At 62.9% G+C, this 21,886-nt stretch carries 20 protein-coding genes and 3 pseudogenes; 11 read left to right on the forward strand and 12 right to left on the reverse strand.

Annotated elements, in window-relative coordinates; all coding sequences use genetic code 11:
• Positions 1-90: 90 nt before the first annotated feature.
• Positions 91-1,646: pseudogene (locus H9L15_RS08230) on the forward strand (alpha/beta hydrolase).
• 21 nt (positions 1,647-1,667) lie between these two features.
• Here H9L15_RS08230 and H9L15_RS08235 read toward each other — a convergent pair.
• The 4 genes from H9L15_RS08235 to H9L15_RS08250 form a co-directional block, all read right to left on the reverse strand.
• Complete coding sequence (locus tag H9L15_RS08235; protein WP_187713761.1) at positions 1,668-2,693, reverse strand: AI-2E family transporter; 1,026 nt, start codon at positions 2,691-2,693, stop codon at positions 1,668-1,670.
• 55 nt (positions 2,694-2,748) lie between these two features.
• Complete coding sequence (locus tag H9L15_RS08240) at positions 2,749-3,159, reverse strand: hypothetical protein (RefSeq protein ID WP_187713762.1); 411 nt, start codon at positions 3,157-3,159, stop codon at positions 2,749-2,751.
• A 190-nt stretch (positions 3,160-3,349) separates the two neighbouring features.
• Positions 3,350-3,895 (reverse strand): DUF308 domain-containing protein, encoded by a 546-nt coding sequence (locus tag H9L15_RS08245; RefSeq protein WP_187713763.1) that lies wholly within the window; start codon positions 3,893-3,895, stop codon positions 3,350-3,352.
• Between the two features lie 54 nt (positions 3,896-3,949).
• Positions 3,950-4,231 (reverse strand): SHOCT domain-containing protein, encoded by a 282-nt coding sequence (locus H9L15_RS08250; protein WP_187713764.1) that lies wholly within the window; start codon positions 4,229-4,231, stop codon positions 3,950-3,952.
• 376 nt (positions 4,232-4,607) lie between these two features.
• Here H9L15_RS08250 and H9L15_RS08255 point away from each other — a divergent pair, with 376 nt between their 5' ends.
• Positions 4,608-5,990, forward strand: a complete 1,383-nt coding sequence (locus tag H9L15_RS08255; protein ID WP_187713765.1) for a basic amino acid/polyamine antiporter — start codon at positions 4,608-4,610, stop codon at positions 5,988-5,990.
• A gap of 12 nt (positions 5,991-6,002) precedes the next feature.
• Here the strand turns inward: H9L15_RS08255 and H9L15_RS08260 are convergent, their stop codons facing one another.
• From H9L15_RS08260 to H9L15_RS08270, 3 genes are all read right to left on the reverse strand, one after another.
• Positions 6,003-6,851 carry a bestrophin-like domain gene (locus H9L15_RS08260; RefSeq protein WP_187713766.1) on the reverse strand — a complete coding sequence of 283 codons (849 nt, stop codon included), beginning with the start codon at positions 6,849-6,851 and terminating at the stop codon, positions 6,003-6,005.
• Positions 6,852-7,180: 329 nt separating this feature from the next.
• Complete coding sequence (gene pdeM / locus H9L15_RS08265) at positions 7,181-7,843, reverse strand: ligase-associated DNA damage response endonuclease PdeM (RefSeq protein WP_187713767.1); 663 nt, start codon at positions 7,841-7,843, stop codon at positions 7,181-7,183.
• Positions 7,844-7,866: 23 nt separating this feature from the next.
• Positions 7,867-8,319, reverse strand: coding sequence for a hypothetical protein (locus H9L15_RS08270; RefSeq protein ID WP_187713768.1), 453 nt, complete (start codon positions 8,317-8,319; stop codon positions 7,867-7,869).
• A gap of 95 nt (positions 8,320-8,414) precedes the next feature.
• Between H9L15_RS08270 and H9L15_RS17390 the strand changes: the two genes are divergently transcribed.
• Positions 8,415-9,200, forward strand: a complete 786-nt coding sequence (locus H9L15_RS17390) for a M20/M25/M40 family metallo-hydrolase (RefSeq protein WP_223276104.1) — start codon at positions 8,415-8,417, stop codon at positions 9,198-9,200.
• Positions 9,201-9,913: 713 nt separating this feature from the next.
• Here H9L15_RS17390 and H9L15_RS08280 read toward each other — a convergent pair.
• From H9L15_RS08280 to H9L15_RS08295, 4 genes are all read right to left on the reverse strand, one after another.
• A complete protein-coding gene (locus H9L15_RS08280; RefSeq protein WP_187713769.1) occupies positions 9,914-10,195 on the reverse strand; it encodes a hypothetical protein in 282 nt (93 codons plus the stop codon).
• 63 nt (positions 10,196-10,258) lie between these two features.
• Entirely contained in the window at positions 10,259-10,972 is a 714-nt protein-coding gene (locus H9L15_RS08285; RefSeq protein WP_262984749.1) for an alpha/beta hydrolase family esterase, read from the reverse strand.
• Positions 10,973-11,327: 355 nt separating this feature from the next.
• Positions 11,328-13,670, reverse strand: coding sequence for a ligase-associated DNA damage response DEXH box helicase (locus tag H9L15_RS08290; protein ID WP_398285961.1), 2,343 nt, complete (start codon positions 13,668-13,670; stop codon positions 11,328-11,330).
• A gap of 74 nt (positions 13,671-13,744) precedes the next feature.
• Positions 13,745-13,933, reverse strand: a complete 189-nt coding sequence (locus H9L15_RS08295) for a hypothetical protein (protein WP_187713771.1) — start codon at positions 13,931-13,933, stop codon at positions 13,745-13,747.
• 54 nt (positions 13,934-13,987) lie between these two features.
• Between H9L15_RS08295 and H9L15_RS08300 the strand changes: the two are divergent.
• A pseudogene (locus H9L15_RS08300) lies at positions 13,988-14,984 on the forward strand (ligase-associated DNA damage response exonuclease).
• Between the two features lie 207 nt (positions 14,985-15,191).
• Positions 15,192-15,572, forward strand: coding sequence for a hypothetical protein (locus tag H9L15_RS08305; RefSeq protein WP_187713772.1), 381 nt, complete (start codon positions 15,192-15,194; stop codon positions 15,570-15,572).
• On the opposite strand, the gene H9L15_RS08310 is transcribed toward H9L15_RS08305, so the two are convergent.
• Entirely contained in the window at positions 15,573-16,184 is a 612-nt protein-coding gene (locus H9L15_RS08310) for a helix-turn-helix domain-containing protein (RefSeq protein ID WP_262984969.1), read from the reverse strand.
• A 399-nt stretch (positions 16,185-16,583) separates the two neighbouring features.
• Between H9L15_RS08310 and H9L15_RS18775 the strand changes: the two are divergent.
• The 6 genes and pseudogenes from H9L15_RS18775 to H9L15_RS08330 all read left to right on the forward strand — a co-directional run.
• A pseudogene (locus H9L15_RS18775) lies at positions 16,584-16,865 on the forward strand (serine hydrolase domain-containing protein); the annotation flags it as partial.
• A 92-nt stretch (positions 16,866-16,957) separates the two neighbouring features.
• Positions 16,958-18,394 (forward strand): serine hydrolase domain-containing protein, encoded by a 1,437-nt coding sequence (locus H9L15_RS08315; RefSeq protein WP_262984970.1) that lies wholly within the window; start codon positions 16,958-16,960, stop codon positions 18,392-18,394.
• A complete protein-coding gene (locus H9L15_RS17405) occupies positions 18,394-18,996 on the forward strand; it encodes an enolase-like domain-containing protein (protein ID WP_223276106.1) in 603 nt (200 codons plus the stop codon). Before H9L15_RS08315 ends, H9L15_RS17405 begins: the two co-directional genes overlap by 1 nt.
• On the forward strand, positions 18,972-19,403 hold the full coding sequence (locus tag H9L15_RS17410; RefSeq protein ID WP_262984971.1) for an enolase C-terminal domain-like protein: 432 nt from the start codon (positions 18,972-18,974) through the stop codon (positions 19,401-19,403). Before H9L15_RS17405 ends, H9L15_RS17410 begins: the two co-directional genes overlap by 25 nt.
• Positions 19,400-20,725, forward strand: a complete 1,326-nt coding sequence (locus H9L15_RS08325) for a peptide MFS transporter (RefSeq protein ID WP_223276107.1) — start codon at positions 19,400-19,402, stop codon at positions 20,723-20,725. Before H9L15_RS17410 ends, H9L15_RS08325 begins: the two co-directional genes overlap by 4 nt.
• Positions 20,718-21,860, forward strand: coding sequence for a dipeptidase (locus tag H9L15_RS08330; protein WP_187713773.1), 1,143 nt, complete (start codon positions 20,718-20,720; stop codon positions 21,858-21,860). Before H9L15_RS08325 ends, H9L15_RS08330 begins: the two co-directional genes overlap by 8 nt.
• Positions 21,861-21,886: the final 26 nt, after the last annotated feature.

The following is a 21,886-nucleotide window of genomic DNA, read 5'->3' on the forward strand; positions in this document are numbered from 1 at the left end:
GGTGTCGCGCACCACGCCGTCGCTGTCCGGCCTAATCGCCGGCAGCCTCTTTGTCGCATTGTCGCTGACGCCCTCGCTGCTCCCGCGCACATGGGTCGCGCAGGGGTCCTGTCGGGTGTCAGCTTTGCTGTCGGATACTTCCTCGGCCTGTTCGCGGACTGGCTGTGGCGGGCGCTTCATCTTCCCCGGCGATCGGTGATGGATTTGCCTAATGGCCGCGCGATTGTCGCAGCAATCTGCCTCTTGCTCATATTGCCTTTCGCCTGGCGCGCTGCCGCGTGGCAGAATTCCACCCGCGTGCTCATGGACCTGGAGCCCGTCCGAACGATCCATCCGGCGGGCGTACTGGTCGTTGCGTCAATCACGATGCTGGTGATTGTCGCGTTCGTTCGGCTGGCGAAGATCACGATCCGCGCCTTGTCCCGATCGGCGGCCAGGGTGATGCCCGAACGGACGGCGACAATCCTCGGGATGCTTGGCGCATTCCTGCTATTCTGGGTCGTTGCGACGGGGATCGTCATCCGCTTCGGAATGCAGGTCGTTGACTCGTCGTACCGGACGTATGACGCGTTTGTTGAGCCGGACCTCAGCCCGCCGTCGGATCCGCTGAAGTCGGGCAGCGCCGCATCGCTGCTGAACTGGCAGGAGCTTGGCCGCCAGGGGAGGCGGTACATTTCGTCTGGCCCGAGCGCCGCGGAGATTGGCGCAGTCCTAGGCCAGCCGGCGCGCGAACCGCTCCGTGTGTACGTCGGCATGCGATCGGCGGCCACTCCAGAGCAAAGGGCAATGCTCGCACTGCGCGAGCTTGAGCGGACCGGAGGTTTCGACCGTGCGGCGCTGGTCGTCATCACCCCGACGGGGACAGGCTGGGTCGATGAGGCCGGAATCGACCCGATCGAGTTCCTCGAGGGCGGCGATATCGCGAGCGTCGCGATGCAATATTCGTATCTGTCGAGCCCGCTATCGCTGATCGCCGAGCCGGATAACGGCAATGAATCGGCTCGCGCTTTGTTCAATGCGATCTACCGGCACTGGACCAGCTTGCCAGAGGACAAGCGGCCCAGGCTGTATCTCTACGGCCTGAGCCTCGGAGCGCTCAACTCTTCGCGTGCGGCCGATCCATTCGAACTGGCGGGAGAGCCGATCCAGGGGGCGCTGTGGCGGGGCCGCCGTTTGCAAGCCGGATCTGGCGATCCATCACCGATGGCCGCAACCCGGGCTCGCCCGAATGGCTGCCCCAGTTCCGTGATGGCCGGGCGGTTCGCTTCATGAACCAGCAAAGCGGCCATGGACAACGCAGCAAGGCTTGGGGCCGAATCCGGATCGTCTACCTGCAATACGCCAGCGACCCGGTAACCTTCTTCGAATTCAGTTCGATCTACCGGCGTCCGGATTGGACCAGGGGGCGTCTTGGACCCGACGTATCGCCGGAGCTTCGCTGGTTCCCGATCGTCAGCTTCCTGCAACTTGCCGGCGACATGGCAACGTTCACCAACACGCCGACCGGCTTCGGCCATTCCTTTGCCGTTGATCATTATATCGATGCATGGATGGAGGTCGCCGACGTCCAGGGTTGGCCGCCCGAGCGGGTGGAGCGTCTTAAGCGGCATTTGCAGAAATTGCCCGCGGAGCCGTCGGAAATCTGATCGTTTCGTGTGATAGCCGCGTCAGGCGGGCTTTGGCGGTTTCCCAAACAGTTCGACGACCCATTGGCTGCGGGGGTTGAGACCACAGAACGCAAAAATCGCGACCGTGATCGGCATCGCCAGGAGCGTTCCCAGGATTCCCCACATGAAGGTCCAGAAGAAAATTACGAAGAGCACCAGCGTTGGCGAGATCGATAGCATCGTTCCGGCGACGCGGGGCTCGATGTAGCTGCCAACCATAAACTGGATCACGTTGAGGCAGACAAAGACGAGAAGCACTTCGCCCCACGTGTCGAAAGTCGCCATGGCAAGCAGTGTCGGCATCACGGTTGCAAAGAACGGCCCGATAAAGGGCAGATAGTTCAGCGCGAACGCCATCACTCCCCATTCGAACGCAAACGGGAGGCCGACCAAACGCGCAAAGAGCCAGACGAGCGAGCCGGTCAGGAGGCTGACTCCGGTGCGGATTAGGAGATAGCGGCGATATTGGCTCGCAACGACGCTGCAGCCTTCGAGAAGAATGCGTGATGCATTGCGGTTGCTCATCGCCTGCATCTTCGTCCGAATGTCGTCGACCTCGAGCAGGCCGAGCATGAGATAGGTGATGGCGATCAGCCAGAAGGTGAAGGTCGTCTGCAAATGGCCGCCGAGCCTGCTGATGGCACTGAACAGCCAGGCGACTGTGAAATGCTCGGCTCCCAAGGCCGCGACGGAAACGCCTTGTGCGTCCAGCCAGTCCTTCGTGCTGGCGAGGAAGAAATTGTAGCGTGCGCTGTCGAGCACCACTGAGCGGCCGACGCGCCCCACTGCCCAACTGATGATCCATGCGAAGGCCACGCAAACGGCGATCGTCGTGAGCAAGGTGAGGGCCAGAGCCACCAGCTTGTGCACGCGGGCCTGAAGCGTGCGCTGCAACGGCCAGACCAGAGCCATGATGAACAGGGCGACCGCGAGCGGCGCGAATACGCTGGCGGCATAGTAAGCGGCGACCGTCATCACCAGGATCGCGATGATGTATACGGGCGCGCTGCTGGCGCGGTCGGTCATGCCGGGTTGCGCCTCGGCAGGGTTGAGATCCCCGGCGCTCAGATCAGGTCCCGGTTCAGAACGGGGTTCGCGCGCATAGCACGTCCGACACCATGCTCCGGCCAGCCACGGTTTCCAGGGCCTGGCTTCGAGCAACGATCCAGCCGACCGAGCGGCAGAATGCATTCGCTTCCGATCGTGCACAGCTCGATCCGTTGCATTCGATCCTTCGCCCGAAACGCTTGGGTGCCGGGAAAAACTCGGCGGTGGCGCCACGCAGGGACTCGCCGACGCCGGTGCCGAAGCCGCCAGTGGGCCGCATGGACTGAATCCGCCTTACCGAACCCGTGAGATGGGTCTGATCGCGATCGATGGTCCGGCACGTACCGGTGTAGTTGCGACCGCTGCAGATCTGCCATTCGCCGCTGCGGACGCGGACCGATCGGGCGTCCCACGGAAGGTTGAGGTTCGGCGTCGGGGCTCGCACCGAATGGAAGTGCCCCTGAGTAATGTGTCGCTGTAAAGGATGGCTTCGAGGCCGCCCTGGTTCGGTGCCCGCGACATTGCTTCCGGCTGCGCGGCGCTCGTCGGGGCAATGCCTTCTTGCTGTGCGCTCGCGGCGGTCGTTGCCGCCAGCACCACCGCCGCTGTTCCGGCGGCGATCCGAATGATCGTCTTCATCCCAGCGCCTCCCTATGTTCTTCCTTGTCCCGATCGCGGAATGCGAAGGCGGCGAGATATGCCGCGTCCGCGATGAGCTCGAGCCCCAGAACCACGCCCAGAAAACCGGCGGAGACCGCGGACCAGTTGAACATCACGATGAGGCCCATCAGCACGGAGATCACGCCCGCACCTACGAAAACGAGGAAGTAGCGTGACTTGCGCACGTCGAGCGTGGTGAGGAGCTTGGCGATGCCGCCTCCCAGCAAGACCAGCGCGAACAGGAACGGGAGGCCGATCGGGCCAACTGTGCGCGGGTCGCCGAACTTCATGCTGAGCCCCGCGTAAACAAGCAACAGGCCGACGATGGCGGGCAGGATCATCGTGATCGGGCGCCGCCATTTTCGCATCACCACCGCGATCAGGTAAACCGCACCGGCGGTGAGCAAGAGCCACGGGACCGTCCCGACGACCAGCGTCGTCACTCGCAACGGGTTGAAGATTACGTAGAGTCCGAGGGCAGCCAAAATACCTGCGAGGACCGTGCGTATCTGCCAGTTCATAGGGGCTTTCCCTTCATCAGGTCCCGGCAATAGCGAGACCGTGCAAAGCCTTCGTCAGCCGAGGATGCGCGCCTTCTGGGTCGCGAACTCCTCGTCGGTCAGGATCCCGGAGCTGTGCAATTCTGCGAGCTGCTTGAGCTGGTTCATCGCCTCGCCGGAAAGTCCGGCCGGCGTCTGCGGCTCGGCCGGTGCGGGTTGGGCGGGTTGGGCGGGTTGATTTGAACGGCCTGCAACCTTGTTGGAAACCGCTGTGGCAGTGCCGGCGATAACTGCAGTGCGAGCTGCCGTACCGGCCGCGCGTCCAAGCAAGCTGGGTCCGCTGCGCCTTCTGATCATTCAGGCCTCCTTAGTTTCAGGCTCACTGATCTGAACACCGACCAGGCCGGTTATTGTCAGGACGCGACTCGCTCTTGGCGGCTGGCACGCTACTCAAGCCCTGAAGCGTTCCAAATAGGGGTAAGTCCCTATTGGGGGCCGCCGGAGTTCTGAATTCGAAAAGTGTCGAAACCTGAACCGACGCAGCCGGACGCGGCGCTAAAGGTATCGGGTTTCACCTGACTCCACGAGGTCGCCTTGAGCCTTAGATGCAGGACGGGGGCATCGGATCGTTCGGTCGGCTTTGTGCCGCTCACCGCCATGTCGCCGTTAGAACGGGGGAACAGTGGGGCAGTCAGCGCAGCCTTCGAAGCTATCACTCCGTGCCCTCACGGCGATGGTCGTTGGATCGATGGTGGGCGCCGGGATCTTCAACCTCCCCGCGAGGTTCGGAAGCGCCACCGGCCCACTTGGTGCAATCATCGCCTGGACTATCGCCGGGACCGGCATGTACATGCTTGCTCGAGTATTCCAGGCGCTGGCCGAGCGCCGGCCGGACATCGATTCCGGTGTCTTCGCATATGCGAAGGCCGGCTTCGGCGACTACATGGGTTTCCTGTCCGCCTTCGGCTACTGGCTCGGAAGCTGCCTTGGGAACGTTTTCTATTGGGTGTTGATCGGCTCGACGCTGGGCGCTTTCTTCCCCAGCTTTGGCGACGGCAACACATTCATTGCGATCGCGGTATCGCTGATCGGTATTTGGACCTTCCACGCGATGATCCTGCGCGGAGTCGAGCAGGCGGCCTTCATCAACTTCGTCGTCACCATCGCCAAGATCGTGCCGATCATCGTCACGATCATCGCACTCATCGTCGTCTTCAACTTCAGCCAGTTCGCCGACAATTTCTACGGCGGGGCCGATATGCCTCCCAAGCCGCTGATCTCGCAGGTCCGGGATACGATGCTGATCACCGTCTTCGTCTTTCTCGGCATCGAAGGCGCGAGCGTCTATTCGCGGTTCGCGAAGAACAGGTCCGACGTCGGTCGAGCGACCATTCTCGGATTCGTCGGCGTGACCGGCTTGATGGTTGCGATAACGTTGCTCGCCTACGGGTCCCTGCCCCAATCGGCGATTGCGGGCCTTCGGCAGCCCTCACTCGCAGGCGTGTTCGAATCCATCGTCGGTCACTGGGGCGCCGTGTTTATTTCCATCGGAGTGCTCGTCTCCGTCCTTGGCGCCTATCTCGCCTGGTCGATGATCTGTGCGGAGGTCATGTATTCCGCGGCACAGTCGGAGGACATGCCGAAGCTGTTTGCCGCGCAGAACGGCAATCGCGTACCAGCCAATGCACTGTGGCTAACGAACAGCGTCGTCTCGCTGTTCGTCATCTCGACCTACTGGTCGCAGGACGCGTTCAACTTCATGCTCGACATGACGAGCGTCACGACGCTTCTGCCCTACTTGCTTGTCGCAGGGTACGGCGTGCTCGTGGCCCGAAGCGGCGAGGGGTACGAGGGGGTCGAGAACCAAAGAGGCCGGGACCAGATCATTTCCTGGCTCGCGGTTGTCTACACCATCTTCATGTTCGTCGCGGCTGGTCCGAAGTACATTTTGCTCGTCGCCGTCCTGCTGGTGCCGGGAACAGTATTGTACGTATGGGCGCGTAAGGAGCGGGGCATGCCGGTGTTCGTGCCACGCGACCTCGTCATCTTCCTGATCGCTGCGGTCGCCGGCCTTATCGGGTTCTACGGCTTGGTCTCGGGGACCATCACGCCCTGAGGAGATGCCGCCCTAATTGGGCGGTGCTGGTGGAGGGCGTGAAAGACTGCCGTCGCGATCCGCATCCATTATGCCGACGACATCCAGGATCGGCTGCTGCGAGATCTTGATCATGCCTTCCTGAGGACGGTCGAGGTCGATGATAACGATCAGCGCGGCTGTGTAGAGCACCAAGAGTGCCGTGCTGGCGTGGCGGGCCCCACGTCGCTCCGGCCCGACGATGTAGCCGAGCACGCCTGCCGCGACGATCGTGTAAACGAGCAGCAGGTCGAGGATCAGTACGGGCAGGTGCGTGCGGCCGAGGATTTCGCGATGCCGACCCTGGCTGATCGCCTCGTTCGTTGTTTCGACTAGATACGTTGCCAAATCGGTGTCACGGATCGGCAGGATCGCGGCCCGAATTTCCTGCCAGGCCCGGAGGCCGAGCGCGTGGCTTTCATTGAGCGCGGCTTCGGTGCGGTCGTTCCACAGTCCCTCCGGAGCGATCCGGCTGTGCGCATATTGGCGGACAGCGTATTGGGTCCGCGAGGCGGAGGGCTGATCGAGGACGCTCGCGGTTAGATAGGTCGTTCGCAGGGCATCGGCCTCTTCCCGGACCGCGGTCCGGCGATCGCTGTAGCGATCCATCGCCATGGCGAAGGTGAAGCCCATCATGAAAGCCAGCAGGCCGAAGATGGCGCCGACGATATAGTCGCTGGGATCGGAGCCGGCCGATTCCGGAGGGGCCGGAGACTGGGGATGAAAACGCTGGCGAACCCAGACGCCCGCTCGGCGGGCGGCGAGGCACAATAGGATGAGAAGGATCGCCACGCCCCACAGCGGCACTTTCTCCAAAACGAAATCGACGAACCCATCCAGCATGGCGCGCAAATTAGGGGTGGATCAGGGCGCGCCTATCCGAAGATTTCCTGATGCCGGCGCGATCGGCAGCGCGCCTACTCGAGGATACGAAAATCTTCGGGGAAGGTGGAAGAGACGGTCTCGGGACTGCGGGATTCCCCGGAGCATCGGCAGCGACGCGATAACGCGCGGCCAGTTCTTCATGCAGTTCGCGGGCCTTCGCGCAAGAAGCGCGGCCGGCGGCCTCGTCTTCTTCTCTGGCCCTGCGCTGCAGATAGTGTTCGCGCGTTTCCATGAGGGCGATTTTACGCGCCTATTGTTACATCTACACTGATCCAGATTAACAGGCGTCAGGCCGCGATCGGGAACCTCAAGATCCGGTCGTCGAGTGGGACGAGGGCCGATGCGGACGGTCCGACCTGCTTGAGGATTTCGGGGTGCGAGGCGTCGAGGCCGCCAGTCAGCGAGCCGAAAGCCGGAAGGATCAGCTTCGTGTTGGAGGCGACGAAGCAGCGGCGGGATACGCGGCGGCCGCGGACGTTCACCCGATACTTGGGATGATAGTGGCCGGAGATTTCCGGACGGCTGTCGGCGCGGTCGGCCTCGTGGCGGAGAATGATTCTGCCAATCTGCGCTTCTTCAATCAGCACCCCGCCGCAGTGATCCGCAAATCCCGGGTCGTGGTTGCCGAGGATCCACGTCCATTCGAGCGTGGACGTCAGCGCCAGGAGCATTTCACGCGCTTGTTCGGGAAGGCGGTCGCAGCCGAAGCGGTCGTGGAAGCTGTCGCCAAGGCAATAGAGTCGCCGGATGCCGGAGGTGCGGACCAGGTCGGTCAAGGCGGAGAGAGTTGCAACCGAGTCATACGGAGGCAGGAACTGTCCCAGCCGCGCATACCAGCTCGCCTTTTCGAGATGCAGGTCGGCGACCAGCAACGCTTCGCGGGCGGGCCAGAAGAGCGCGCCTTCGGGCGACGCAACGAAAGTTTCGCCTGCGAACGAAAAGGGAACCATCGCTCTGGCTTAAACGAGCGGCGCTAGGGCTCAAGTCCCAAAATATGGTCACGAAGCGAACGCGCGTCGTGAAGGGCGTTATGCGGCACCTTGCTGTTCGCAGCCGTGCTGAAATTGCTGAGCGGCAGCAGGCGGAAGGACAGATGCCGGAGGTCGATCATCTTACCCTCGCCGGTGATCAGCAGGTTGCAGAAATGGGCGATATCCTCCGGCCAGTCGGCATGGATGATGGGCTCGGGATCGTGACGAAGATAGCGCTCCAGCGCGTGAGCTGCATCGGGACGACTGAGCCGGGGGCAGGACAGCTGCTCAGGCACGGTGTCCAGATAGGGAATGACGTGACGCTGGACCCATTCGACGATCGGCTCATCCAGCCGGAACGTCAGATACAGCTCTTCGCCATCATCGGGAACGAGGGCGAGGCTGAGAAGGCCGCCGCCGAGGCCGTTGTATTCGGTGTCTAGGAAGTAGCGCACGCGAACTCGGTACCGGAAGCGGCGCCGCTTGGCCAATGCTGGACAGGCGGGAATTCTGCGGCAATTCTCCGATCAGAAAATGGGGGAGAGATTCGATGCGCCTGGGTTTTTCGACTGCCTTTGTCGCTGCCTTGCTTGCGACGACCGCGCCCGCCGCCGCTGAAACGCCGAATCGGGCGCAGCTAGCGGCGTCGGTCAAGTCCAGCCACGATGCGAACCTCAAAAGGTTGCAGGACTGGATCGCGCTGCCGACCATCGCCGCCGAGAACCGCAACACGCCGCAGGGCGCGGAGCACATGCGGCAGATGTTGCTTGATGCCGGATTCCAGAAAGCGAAGGTCGTCCATACGAGCGGCGTACCCGGCGTTTTCGCGACCTTGGACGCGGGCGCGCCGACGACGCTTGGCATCTACTTCATGTACGACGTGAAGCAGTACGTGGACTCGGAATGGTCGTCCCCGCCGCTTGCAGGCCAGCTGGTCGATCGGCCGGAGGGCAAGGCGATCGTCGGGCGCGGGGCCGTCAATCAGAAAGGGCCGGAAGTGGCGTTCCTCGCCGCGCTCCATGCGTTCAAGGCGACTGGGCGCAAGCTGCCGGTGAACCTCGTCCTGGTGGCCGAGGGAGAAGAGGAAATCGCTTCTCCCCACTTCAAGCAGCTCGTCTCAGACCCGGAAGCGGCTGCCGCGCTCGAAAAGACTATCGGCGTGATCATCCCCGGCGCCGGTCAGGAGAGCAATGGCGCGACGTCCATCGATCTTGGCGCCAAGGGTGTGATCGAGGTCCAGCTGATTTCCAGCGGCGAGAATTGGGGAAGGGGCCCGCTAAGGACGTTCATTCGAGCCTTAAGGCCATCGTCGACAGCCCGGCCTGGCGGCTTGTGAAAGCGCTCAACACACTGGTTTCGGAAGACGGCCAGACGCCCGCAATTGACGGCTGGTTCGAGAATGTGAAGCCGCTGACCCCACGGCAAATCGAGCTGATCGACCAAGGCACGGCCAATTCCAACGAAGCCGACGTGAAGAAGCAGCTTGGCGTCAAGCATTGGTACAAGGACGAGGATTACGCGACGGCTTCGCGTCGCCTCGCGGCGCAACCGACCGTGAATATCGAAGGCCTGGTCAGCGGCTATACGGGCCGGGTGGAAAGACAGTCTTGCCGGGCCGTGCCGAGGCCAAGCTGGACTTGCGGCTGGTTCCTGACATGACGCGCGAGGAAGCGGAGGCGAAGCTGAAAGCGCACCTTGCGAAGCGCGGCTTCTCCGACATCATCGTCAATGTCAGCGGCGGCTACAGCCCGACCGAGACGGATGAGAACAGCCTGCTGGTCCGCTCGCAAATCGCGGCGCTCAAGAAGGTTGGGGTCGAATATGCGCTCAACCCGCGCACGGCCGGATCATGGCCGGGCGTGACCTTCACCGGCCCGCCGCTGAAGCTTGCAGCGGACGGCTTCGGGCTAGGTACGGGCGGCGGAGCCCATGCGCCGAACGAGTGGTATCTGATCGACAGCGCCAATCCGAAAGTCGCGGGCTCGATGAGTCGGCGATGTTCTACGTCGATTATCTCTACGACCTTGCCGCCATGGCGAAGGCCAGGAACTAGTTCGGCTGAACGCCGCAAGTGTCGGTCGGAAGCGGCCGGCCCTTGCGGCATCGCTCGGCCATGGCGCGTGCCTGCTTGCCGCGCTCCTCGTCCTGCTTGCGAAGCTCGCGGCCGCGCTTCTCATCGGCTTCGGACTGGCTGGTCGTCGCGGCATCGACCCCGGCCGAGGCGACCTTCACGGGCAGGGTGACAACATCGACGGCCGTCTTGGCAACGGTGCCGACAACGCATCCGGACAGGAGCGGGACGAACGCGACGAACAGGACAGGGTTACGCATGATCTGTTTCTCGCGGTCGGACACGGGTGTGGCAACCTCAAAGCGACGAAAAGAAGCTCCACATCAGGTCGTTGGCGTTGATCGCCATCGACGGCTGCTTGCGGCCCTGCTGGTTGCCCCGCCGGGCCAACTGTGGCCGCCCGATTCGGTGACGCAAAGCTGGACCGGCGCGCCGCCGGGCATCGCAGGATGAAGGTCGCAGTGGGCGCCGCTGACGCTCACCACACGGCGGGCCTCCGGAGTGGCGCGATTAAGCGCAACCCACTTTGCGAGTGTGGACGGGACAGAGGTGAAGTCGACCTGGGTGAACGAATTCGGTCCTGGGCCGCCGTTGAAGTTGACCATTTCGTCGTTGACGGCGTGAAAGTGGATGACGGGGACGGGCTTGGCCGGCTTGCAGTTTGACGTGTTGTCGGTGCCCGCGACCGGCGCAATTGCGCGGACGATATCGGATGCTTCGCAGGCCATGCGATAGGACATCATTGCGCCATTCGACATGCCCGTCATGAAGACGCGGCTGCTGTCGACCCTGGCTTGCCGCTCGACGCGCCGGATCACTTCGCGAAGGAAACCGACGTCGTCGACCTTGTTGCGTACCGCCGCGGCACAGCATGAGCCCGCATTCCATGTCGCCAGCACCCTGCTTCGAAAGCGGCTGTAGCCATTGGGGAAGACGGCGATGAAGCCGGCTTGCTCTGACTTCGAGATGAGGCGGTACTTGTCGTCGCTCGCCTGATAGTCCGCGTCTCCGCCGCCGCCATGCAGCGCCACCAGCATCGGCGCCGGGCGCTTGGGATCGTAGCTTCGGGGAACATGGACGAGATACTCGCGGCGCAGTCCGCCGTGGTCGAAAGTAAAGCGATAGTCGCCGGGGCGGTGATAGGCGTGGCGTTTGGATCGGCGACTTTGGCGGACCGCTCGGCCGAACGTTCCTGAAACCGCTCGAACATGCGGGTGCGTTCCACGCTTTGTTGAGCGATGGCTGTGCCCGTGATCAGCGTGAGCATCAGCGCTCCGGCGACAAATCGCGACATCTCCGGCCTCCCTGAATTGGCGGTCCAAGATTTCATTACGCTTGATGAACGAACGATGAGGCGGTTCGTCGTGCGACGTTCAGAACGTTTGATGCCCGCTAACCAATCCGCATGGCCTCGTCGGCAAGCTCCTGCGCGTGGATCAGCAGGCTGGTATCGGCCTCAGCCCCAGGCGGCAGGGATTCGCGACCGATAATGACCATGAGCGGGATCGCCATCGGCGTGATGCGGCCGGTATCGACGTGCAGCATGGTCGCGGATGCTCGATCGACCAGGCGGACGAGGCGCCCAAGCTCGGTCATACGCGCGCGGGCGTCGTCCCAGGCTGCACGAAGCAGGAGGTGGCCGGGCTCATAGCGGCGGAGAACGTCGTAGATTAGGTCCGTCGAGAAGCTGACCTGCCGTCCCGACTTCTTCTTGCCAGGATGATGGCGCTCGACGAGACCGCCGATGACCGCGACCTCGCGGAAGGCGTTTTTGAGCAGCAGGCTTTGTTCGACCCAGTCGACGAACTCTTGCTCCAAAATATCGGGTGAGAAGAGCGTCTGCGGGTCGCTGATTGGCTCTAGCCCGTAGCATGCAAGAGCGTAATCGTTCGCGACGAAGCCGAGGGGCTTCAGGCCCTTGCTCTCCATTCGTCGCGTGATGAGCATTCCCAAGGACTGATGCGCGTTCCAGCCTTCGAAGCTGTAGGCGACCATGTAGTGCAGTTTCTCATGCTCGAACGTCTCGACGAGCAATTGCTGTGGTTCCGGGATGACCGACTTGCGATCCTGCACTTCAAGCCATTCGCGGACGTCATCGGGAAAGCGGTGCCAGTCGTTGCGGTCGGCGAGCATATGGCGGACGCGGTTGGCGAGGTGCGTCGACATCGACATGCGCTGCCCGCCGTAGGTGACGATGCGGCCTGACTCTTTCGAGGCATGGACGATAATGTCCGCGTCCTTGAACTGCTCCACCTCGAGGCTGAGGCCGGCGAAGAAGAAATGATCCCCGGGCGCGAGGGTTGAGGCATAGCCTTCCTCGATGGTGCCGAGCTTGCGGCCGTTGCGAAAGCGAACCGTGAGTAGCGGCTGCTCGACGATGACGCCGGCGTTGAGGCGATGCTGGCCGGCGATCTGCGGCCGAGCGATGCGCCAGCGCCCGTCGCCTTCGGGCACGAGGCGGCGGAAGCGGTCGTAGGCCTTGAGCGCGTAGCCGCCGGTCGCGATGAAGTTGAGGACCTCGGTGAAGGTCTCGTCCTTCAGGCCCGCGTAGGACGCTGACGAGCGGATTTCCCGGAGCAACTCCTGCTCCTCGAATGGCGCCGCGCAGGCGACGCCGAGGATATGCTGGGCGAGGACGTCGAGCGTGCCAGGGCGGAAGTTCTCGGGATCGAGTTCGCCGTCGTCGATGGCGTCCAGCGCGGCCCGCGCCTCCAGATATTCGAAGCGGTTGCCGGGGACGACTTCGCCTTCGCTCGGCTCGTCGAGCCGGTGGTTGGCGCGGCCGATACGCTGCAGGAGGCGTGAGGAGCCCTTGGGCGCACCCATCTGAACGACCAGATCGACGTCGCCCCAGTCGATGCCGAGATCGAGGCTGGCCGTCGCAACGAGCCCGCGCAGCTTGCCCGCCGCCATCGCTGCCTCGACCTTCCGGCGCGCCTCCTGCGCGAGGCTGCCGTGGTGGATGCCGATCGGCAGGCCCTTGTCGTTGGCGGTCCACAGGTCCTGGAAGATCAATTCCGCCAGCCCGCGCGTGTTGCAGAAAACGAGCGTCGTTTTGTGCCGTTCGATCAGGTCCATGATCTCGCGGACGGCGTGGCGGCCGGAATGCCCGCCCCACGGGATGCGGCCTTCGGGAATCAGGATCGAGAGATGCGGTTCGGCGCCGGGGTCTCCCTGAACGACTTCGACCAATTCCATGTCCGCATCGGGCGCGAGCCAGCTTCGGTAGGCGTCGGGATCGCTGATCGTCGCTGACAGGCCGACGCGCCGGAGGTTGGGCGCGATCTTGTTGAGCCGCGCCATCGACAGCGACAGCAAATCGCCGCGCTTGTCCTTCGCGAAGCCGTGAAGCTCGTCGATGACGATCGTCTTCAGATTCTCGAAGATCGTGAAACTGTCCGGATAGCTCAGCAGCAGACTCAGAGATTCCGGCGTCGTCAGCAGGATCTGCGGCGGCCTGACCCGCTGGCGCGCCTTGCGATCCGACGGCGTATCACCGGTCCGCGTCTCGACGCGGATTGGCAGCCCAATCTCCTCGATCGGGCCGAGGAGGTTGCGCTGAACGTCGACCGCCAGCGCCTTCAGCGGCGAAATGTAGAGGGTGTGCAGCCCCTCGCTTGGCTGCTCCGCCAATTCTGCAATCGTCGGCAGGAACCCCGCGAGCGTCTTGCCCGATCCGGTTGCTGCGACCAGCAGCGCATTCTTCCCCGCGCGCGCGCGCCGCAGCATGTCCATCTGGTGCCGGCGCGGCTCCCAACCGCGCTCGGCAAACCAGTTCCGGATGACGAGTGGGAGATCCGGTTCGTTGCTCAGCGGTCGTCAGTCCCCTCGCGGCGGCGCCGCTCTTCATCGGCATATTCGTCGCGCGTCGCCTGTTCGGTCACGCTCATCGGCGCTTCGCCCTTGGCGCGCCGGTTGCGCAATACCACCCAGACCAGAATCACCAACAGGATGATCGGGCCGACGATCTCCATCAATCCAAGCAGCGTTTCGTCCATCTAGCTTCCTCCGCGACCGGGAACTCTCCCGTCTTTCAGCCTATATAGCTCTCGATGGCACGCCTCGGTTCCTGGATAGAGCCTTTTGACGAGGGCATTTACGTGCGGCCCGCGGACGCGTGGATCGATCCTTCGCAGCCGAAGGAGCGCGCGCTCGTCACCCACGGTCATGCCGATCACGCGCGGGAGGGCACAGCGAGGTGTGGGCGACGCCGGAGACGCTGGCGATCATGGGCGTCCGCTACGGCGAGCAGAACGGCAATCCGGTCGCGTACGGAGAAGGCTTCCGCGTTGGTGAAGTCGATGTTCGGTTCGTGCCGGCCGGTCACGTGCTGGGATCGGCCCAGATCGTGCTCGAGCACGCGGGGAGCGGATCGTCGTGTCCGGCGACTACAAGCGCCGCGAGGATCCGACCTGCGCTCCGTTCGAGCCGGTGCCGTGCGACATCTTCATCACCGAAGCGACGTTCGGGCTCCCCGTCTTCCGCCATCCCGACACAGGCAGCGAGATCGACCGACTGCTTCACCGACTGCATTCCGATCCATCGCGGTCGGTGCTGGTCGGGGCCTATGCGCTCGGCAAGGCGCAGCGGGTGATAACCGAGCTTCGTCGGCGAGGGCACGAGCAGCCGATCTACTATCACGGCGCAGTCGAGCGGCTGTGCAATCTCTACGAGGAGCTCGGCGTGTCGCTCGGTGAAATGCGGCATACTGCAGGCGCCAAGAAGGAAGAGATGGCCGGCCATATCGTCATGGCACCTCCCTCGGCACTCAACGACCGTTGGTCGAGGCGGCTGCCCGATCCGGTGACGGCGATGGCCTCCGGCTGGATGCGCATCCGCCAGCGTGCTCGGCAGTCGAATATCGAACTGCCGCTGGTCATCTCCGACCATGCCGACTGGGACGAACTCACCTGCACCATCCGCGAGCTAAAGCCGCGCGAGGTCTGGATCACCCACGGCCGCGAGGAAGCGCTCAAACACTGGTGCATGCTGCATCAAATCAAGGCGCGCGAATTGAACCTCGTCGGTTATGAAGACGAGGATGATTGATCTTCGGCTATTGCTGGTCATGGCGCTTGGCGCTTGCGGCAACGGCAGTGAGCAAACCGAACCGCCGATACAGAATCGAACCGTTGCCACGGTGCCCGTCCCTTCGCCGAGACCGCCTGCAAAGACCATGGCCAGGCAAAGCAAATTCACGGACCTTCGCATGGACCTCTGCCGAACCATCGAGGAAAATCCTGATGAAGGTCCCTATTGGCGGGTGCTTGCCCCGGTTACCCGGGATGGCGGATCGAATGGTACGAGAGCGATCTTCGACAGGGCCTCGAATTGATCGACAAGTCGGGCCGGAAAACTGACCTCCATTTGTCAGAGGTCGTCGCGCATGGAGCTTTCAACAATCTCTTGGGTGCGCCGGTGGAGTGGCGCGGGCCCAGCACGAAGGCGCCGGACACGCTCATCGTACGAATGGGCGTGGATCAGGAGGAGGAAGGCCGGCCGCAAATTAGCCGCCTGGCCGTCGTCCGCCTCTCACCGACGCCGTGCATCATCGGCGTCGTTGAACCATCGTCGGCTCAAAATGCAAAAGCGCGCGCCATCGCGGACGGAACGAAGCGCGACTGTCTCACCGAATAGCTAGGCTGCGGGCCGCCGAAGCGAGCGCACCCGCGCTGGGCCCTCATCCGCTGCGAAATCCGAATGTCCGGGGAGCGGCTCGTGCATCTGCATCAGCGAGTTCATCAGCGCGTCGTCGTCGCTGGAGCAAACGCCCAGCACCAGCGCTTCGTCACAGTCCTCGGCGGCGACGTAAGCGTGGCCCATCTTCGAATCGATGTAGATCGCCTCGCCGGCCTTCAGCGTGACCGGATCGTAGAATTCGGAGTGGACGACGATCGTGCCTTCCAGGACGTGGATATATTCCTCGCCCGAGTGTGAAACGAGTTCACCGAACTCGCTCAGGGACTTGGCCCGGATGCGGGTGAGGATGGGGATCATCCGCTTCCTACGAAGCTCGGTGCACAAGTAGTAGTAGTCGTAATTGGGAGTGGTGACGCGGATGGCGTCCTCCAGCTTCCCGATGCTCCGGCGGGCAGTCACCGCCTCAACCGACTCCGTCTCCGCGAATAGCTCCGAGATCGGAATTTGCAGCCGGTGACTGAGCTGGGCGAGCTTGTCGTAGGTCAAAGTGAGGCGATCGTTTTCGACCTTGGACAGGGTCGAAACAGGTATGCCGCTGCGCTCGCTCATCTCGCGCAGCGTCCAATTCCTGTGGGCTCTCAGCTCTTTCAGAATGCGGCCGAGAGTAGGGCGCTGGCTCAATGCTGCCGCCTCCGTAATGAGTTTGACATTTTTCCAATCAGGCTCATTATGACCTCATTCGAGACAGGTTGGCATGATAAGGTGATTTCGCTCCTTTGGGCAAATCGCTGAAAAGGGGAGAGGAAAATGCGTAAAGCGGCTGCATTCGTTGCTGCGATTCTTGGGGCTGCTGTCTTGTCTGGCGCTTCCGCCCAGACCGTTCAGCCAACGCTCGTACCCAAGCCGGCGCCTGTCAATTCTCCAAAGGTCGATACGCCTCCCGCCAATCCTGCCTTAGGAGCCCAGCCGCTCACGGCCGAGAACGTCAACGCCTGGCTCGACGGCTACATGCCGATCTCGATCGGGAAGAGCGACATTCCGGGAGCGGTCGTGGTCGTCGTCAAGGACGGGCAGATCCTCACCAGTCGCGGCTACGGATTTTCCAATGTGGAAAAGCGTACGCCGGTCGATCCTCACACGACGCTCTTCCGCCCCGGCTCGATCTCCAAGCTGTTCACCTGGACCGCCGTCATGCAGCTCGTCGAGCAGGGCAAGCTCAACCTCGACGAGGACGTCAACAAATACCTCGATTTCAAGATTCCGCCGCGCAACGGCAAGCCGGTCACCCTTCGGAACATCATGACCCACACGTCGGGTTTCGAAGAGCAAGTGATGGACCTGATCGCAGTCGATCAGAAGAAGTACGTCCCTACGATCAGATCCTGCGCCGCTGGGTCCCGAAGCGGGTCTATGATCCAGGCACGACCCCGGCCTATTCGAACTGGGCGACCGCTCTTGCCGGCTACATTGTCAGCCGCGTCTCGGGCGAACCGTTCGAAGCTTACATTCAGCGCCATATCTTCGCACCCGCCGGTATGGGCCTGGCGTCGTTCCAGCAGCCGCTGCCAGCCAACCTCAAGCCGCACATGTCGGAAGGGTATCAGCCCGGAAGCAACAAGCCCTATGGCTACGAATATGTCGGCGTGGGCCCGGCGGGCAGCCTTGCGGCCAGCGGCGACGACATGGGCCGCTTCATGATCGCCCACCTCAACAATGGCGGGCCACTGCTGAAGCCGGCGACTGCGCAGCTTATGCATTCGACTGCGAATGATCCGATCCCAGGCCTGCAGAAGATGTCGCTCGGCTTCTATCAGTCGAACATCAACGGCCGTCCGGTTGTTTCGCATGGCGGCGACACGGTCGCGTTTCACAGCGACCTTCACTTGTTCCTGAACGACGGCGTCGGACTCTTCGTCTCGTTCAACAGCCCGGGCAAGGAAGGCGCTGCCCACGCGCTTCGCAATGCGTTGCTCGAGCAGTTCGGCGATCGCTATTTCCCGGCTCCGGCCGACGCTCGCAAGATCGACGCCAAAGCAGGCAAGGAGAATGCCGAGAAACTGGCCGGCACCTGGTCAACTTCGCGGCGGTCATTCTCGACTTTCCTCAGCATCACCGACCTGATCGGCCAGACCAAGGTTGGCGTCGGCGAGGACGGCCAGCCGCTGATTTCCGACGGTCTGTTCGCCGGCCTCAACGGCCAGCCGCGCAAGTGGATTCCGGTCGGACCGATGCTGTGGCGCGACGCCGACAGCCATGAAATGCTTGGCGCCAATGTGGTCGATGGCAAAGCGGTTCGCTTCAGCCTCGGCAGCGTCGCGCCGATCATCGTCTGGGATCGGACGCCCTGGTATCAGGATTCCGCTTGGCTTCTTCCGCTGACCTACCTCAGTCTCGCGGTCCTATTCCTGACCATGCTGTTCTGGCCGGTGCGGGCGATCGTTCGCCGCCGCTACGGGGCCGCTATCGGCGTCGAGGGAAGAGAACTGCAGGCGTATCGTGCGAGCCGCCTCGGCGCGACCGCGATCTTCCTGACCATCGTCGGCTGGATCTTCATGATTTCGACAATGTTCGGCGATCTGAACTACCTGAGCGCAAGCTTCCTGCCGGTAGTGCTTTCGTTGCAAGTGATCAGCTTCATCACCTTCATCGGAGGTGCCGCGGCGATTGTCTGGTACGCGGTCACGGTCTGGCGCCGGAAGGGCGGCTTTAGGGCGACCTGGAAGGCCAAGCTGTGGAGCCTGTTGCTGGTGGTCTCCGCCGCGACGATCCTGTGGATCGCGATTATCTATCATCTGCTTGGCTTCGCGACGAAGTACTGATGCCTCAAACGCTCTCGTATCGCGTCGAGACGCATCGTCTCGCGGCACCGTTCCGAATTTCCGGATACGTGTTTGAGGCTTCCGATGTCGTCGTCGTCGAACTCGACGACGGCCGGAATCGGGGCCGGGGCGAGGCCGCCGGAGTGTACTATCTCGGCGACGAAGCTCCGCAGATCGTGGAGGCTCTCGAACAGAACCGCGCTGCCATCGAAGCGTGCGGGAGCCGGGAGGAGGTCAGGCAGATCCTCCCTCCCGGCGGTGCCCGCAACGCCGTCGACTGCTCGATGTGGGAGCTTGAGGCACTCCGTTCGGGCATTCCCGCTCACCGCCTCGCCGGAATCGACGCGCCGCGCCCGTTGGTGACAACCTTCACGCTCGGCGCCGACGAGCCGTCGAAGATGGCCGAGGGCGCCCGCAATTATGCAAGCGCAAAGGCGATCAAGATCAAGCTGACCGGGAGCTTCGAACTCGACATCGAACGGGTCCGTGCGATCCGTGAAGCAAGGCCGGACGTCTGGCTCGGGTCGACGCCAACCAGGGTTTCGACCGCTCGGTGCTGCCGGCACTGGTGCAGGCGATGGCCCGGCAGAATGTTTCTTTGATCGAACAGCCGCTGGCGCGTGGTTCGGAGGCGGACCTCGAAGGCTTCGAGAGCCCCATCCCCATTGCGGCCGATGAGAGCGTCCTCGACTTGGCCGATGTGCCTGGCCTCGTCGGCCGCTTTCAGGTCGTGAACATCAAACTCGACAAGTGCGGCGGCCTGACCGAGGCGCTGCTGATGGCGAAGGAGGCTCGCCGCCTCGGCCTTGGCGTGATGGTTGGCAACATGGTCGGCACCAGCCTCGCCATGGCTCCTGCGTTCATCCTCGGCCAATTGTGCGACTACGTCGACCTCGATGGACCAACCTTCCTCAAGGAGGACCGGGTTCCTAGCGTCCAGTACAGCGACGGCGAAATATGGTGCCCGGATGACGTCTGGGGCTCGCAGTCGGCGGTGCTCGCGGCGTGAATCAGCCGTCGAACTGGTTTGGTCAGCCGCGCGGACTGACCATCCTGTTCCTCACGAACATGTGGGAGCAATTCTCCTACTTCGGAATGCGGGCGCTGCTCGTCTATTACATGACCACGACGCTGGTCTTCGGGCAGGAGAAGGCGTCCAGCATCTACGGTTTCTATACGGCATTCGCTTACTTCACGCCGATCATCGGCGGGACGATTGCCGATCGCTGGCTGGGCAAGCGCCGCGCAGTGATCATTGGCGCGACGATCATGGCCGCGGGCCACTTCATGATGGCATTCCAGCCGGCCTTCTATTTCGCGCTGGCCACGATCGCGCTGGGCAACGGTCTATTCCTGCCGACGCTGCCGAGCCAGATCAACGACCTCTACAAGGCGGATGATCCGCGACGGCCGTGGGCTTACAACGTCTATTATGTCGGCGTGAACCTCGGCGCATTCCTGGCGCCTCTCATCTGCGGCTTCCTTGGCGAGACCTACGGCTGGCACTGGGGCTTCGGAGCGGCCGGTGTCGGAATGCTCGCCGGCCTCCTCATCTATTTGTGGGGCCAACCGTACCTACCCGTGGAGCGGAGCGAGGAAGGGAACACGGCTCCGGCAGCGAAATCGCATCGCGGGCGGGACACGGTGCTGCTCCTGCTCGGCATCGGCCTCGCGGTGACCATCTTTCGCGGCGCCTATGAGCAGATCGGCAATACGTTCGCTCTTTGGATGCGCGACGACGTCGACCGCACGATCGCCGGCTTCGAAGTCGGTGCGGCGATGTTCTTCTCGCTCAATCCCCTGCTGGTGATGATCATGACCCCGTTCCTGCTCGCGCGATGGAAACGGCAGGCCGCACGCGGGCGCGAGCTTTCGCCGACGCAGAAAATGGCGACCGGCGCACTGATCGTGGCGGCGTCATATCTCGTCGTTGCCGCAGCCGAGGCGCTTAGCGGGGGCGGACGCGCGCACTGGATCTGGCTGCTCACCTATTTCGTGATCTTCACCTTGGGCGAACTGTACATTCTGCCCAACGGCCTCGGCATTTTCGCTCGGCTCGCACCGCCCAAGCTCGGCGCAACCACCGTTGCATCCTGGTACCTCGCCATCTTTACCGGCAGCCTTGCGGCCGGCCAGGTGGGCAGGTTGTGGAGCCACCTCGGCCATGTCGAATTCTTCGTGCTGCTCGCGGCGATCGCGAGCGTCGCAGCAGTCCTCCTCTACAGCCTGGACGGAGCGACCAAGCGTGTCCTTGCCCAAGTCGCCGGACCCAAGCCGCGGGATGACCTGACCGACGTCCCGGAAGGCATTGCGAGGCCGCAAAATGCTTGAGGCCCGTGTCAACAGGCGAGGCGTTTTGCTCGGCGGCCTGGCGGTTGGAGCGGCCGCTTTCCCGATGATCAATCGTGGCAGTTTCGCCTTCGCGGCGGCGCCGGGAAAGACCTACTCGGCGCGGACGATCAAGCTCGTCCGCGAATCCCTGGTCATCGACATGCTCGCCCCGCTGAAGCTCGACTTCGATCCGAAGTTCTACGACCAGCCGTTCAGCGCGGCCGACCTGGCCGACTACAAGGCTTCGGGCATCACCGGCTTTCATCACAGTGTCGGCATGGGCGGTCCGGGCGCAAAGGAACAGGCGCTCGAATATCTGGCCACCTACCAGGGCTGGGTTGGCCGCCAGGCCGATCACTTCACCCTGGTCGGAACCGCGCGGGACCTCGATCGCGCCAGGGCCGACGGCAAGTTCGCAATTATCATGGGCATCCAGAATGCCGAGCATTTCGAGAAGCCGGAGGACGTCCAGGCGTTCTATCGCGCCGGGCTTCGCTGTTCCCAGCTAACCTACAACAGCCAGAACCTGATCGGCGCGGGGTCGACCGACCGCGTCGACGGCGGGGTCAGCGACTTCGGCGAGGCGATCATCAAGGAAATGAACGAGGTCGGGATGCTGATCGACACGTCGCATTGCGGCGAGAAGACCACGCTCGATGCGATCGAGCTATCGCCCAAGGCGATCGCGATCACGCATTCGAACTGCAAGGCGCTGAACCCGCATCCGCGTAACAAGTCCGACGAAGTGATCAGGAAGCTCGCCGCGAAGAGCGGAGTGATGGGCGTCACCGGTGTTCGCATGTTCGTGAAGGACCGCGATCCCACGACGGTTTCGGCTCTCGCCGATCACATCGACCATGTCGTGAAGCTCGTTGGCGTTGAACATGTCGGCATCGGCTCGGATGCCGATCTCAACGGCTACGATGACATGAAGCCGGACCAGTACAAGGCGCTGAAGGCCTCCTACAAGGCCAGCTACGCATTCCGCGACAAGATCGACATCGACGGCTTCGACCATCCCCGGAAGGTTTTCGACCTGACGGAAGAGCTCGTCCGCCGCGGCTATTCGGACTCAAGCATCAAGTTGGTTCTCGGAGGAAATTTCAGGCGCCTTCTGGGCGCAACGTGGGCCTGACGGTGGGACGCAGGCTTTGAAACAAA

Origin of the sequence: Sphingomonas daechungensis (assembly GCF_014489495.1) — a bacterium.
GTDB classification, from domain to species: Bacteria; Pseudomonadota; Alphaproteobacteria; order Sphingomonadales; family Sphingomonadaceae; genus Sphingomicrobium; species Sphingomicrobium daechungense.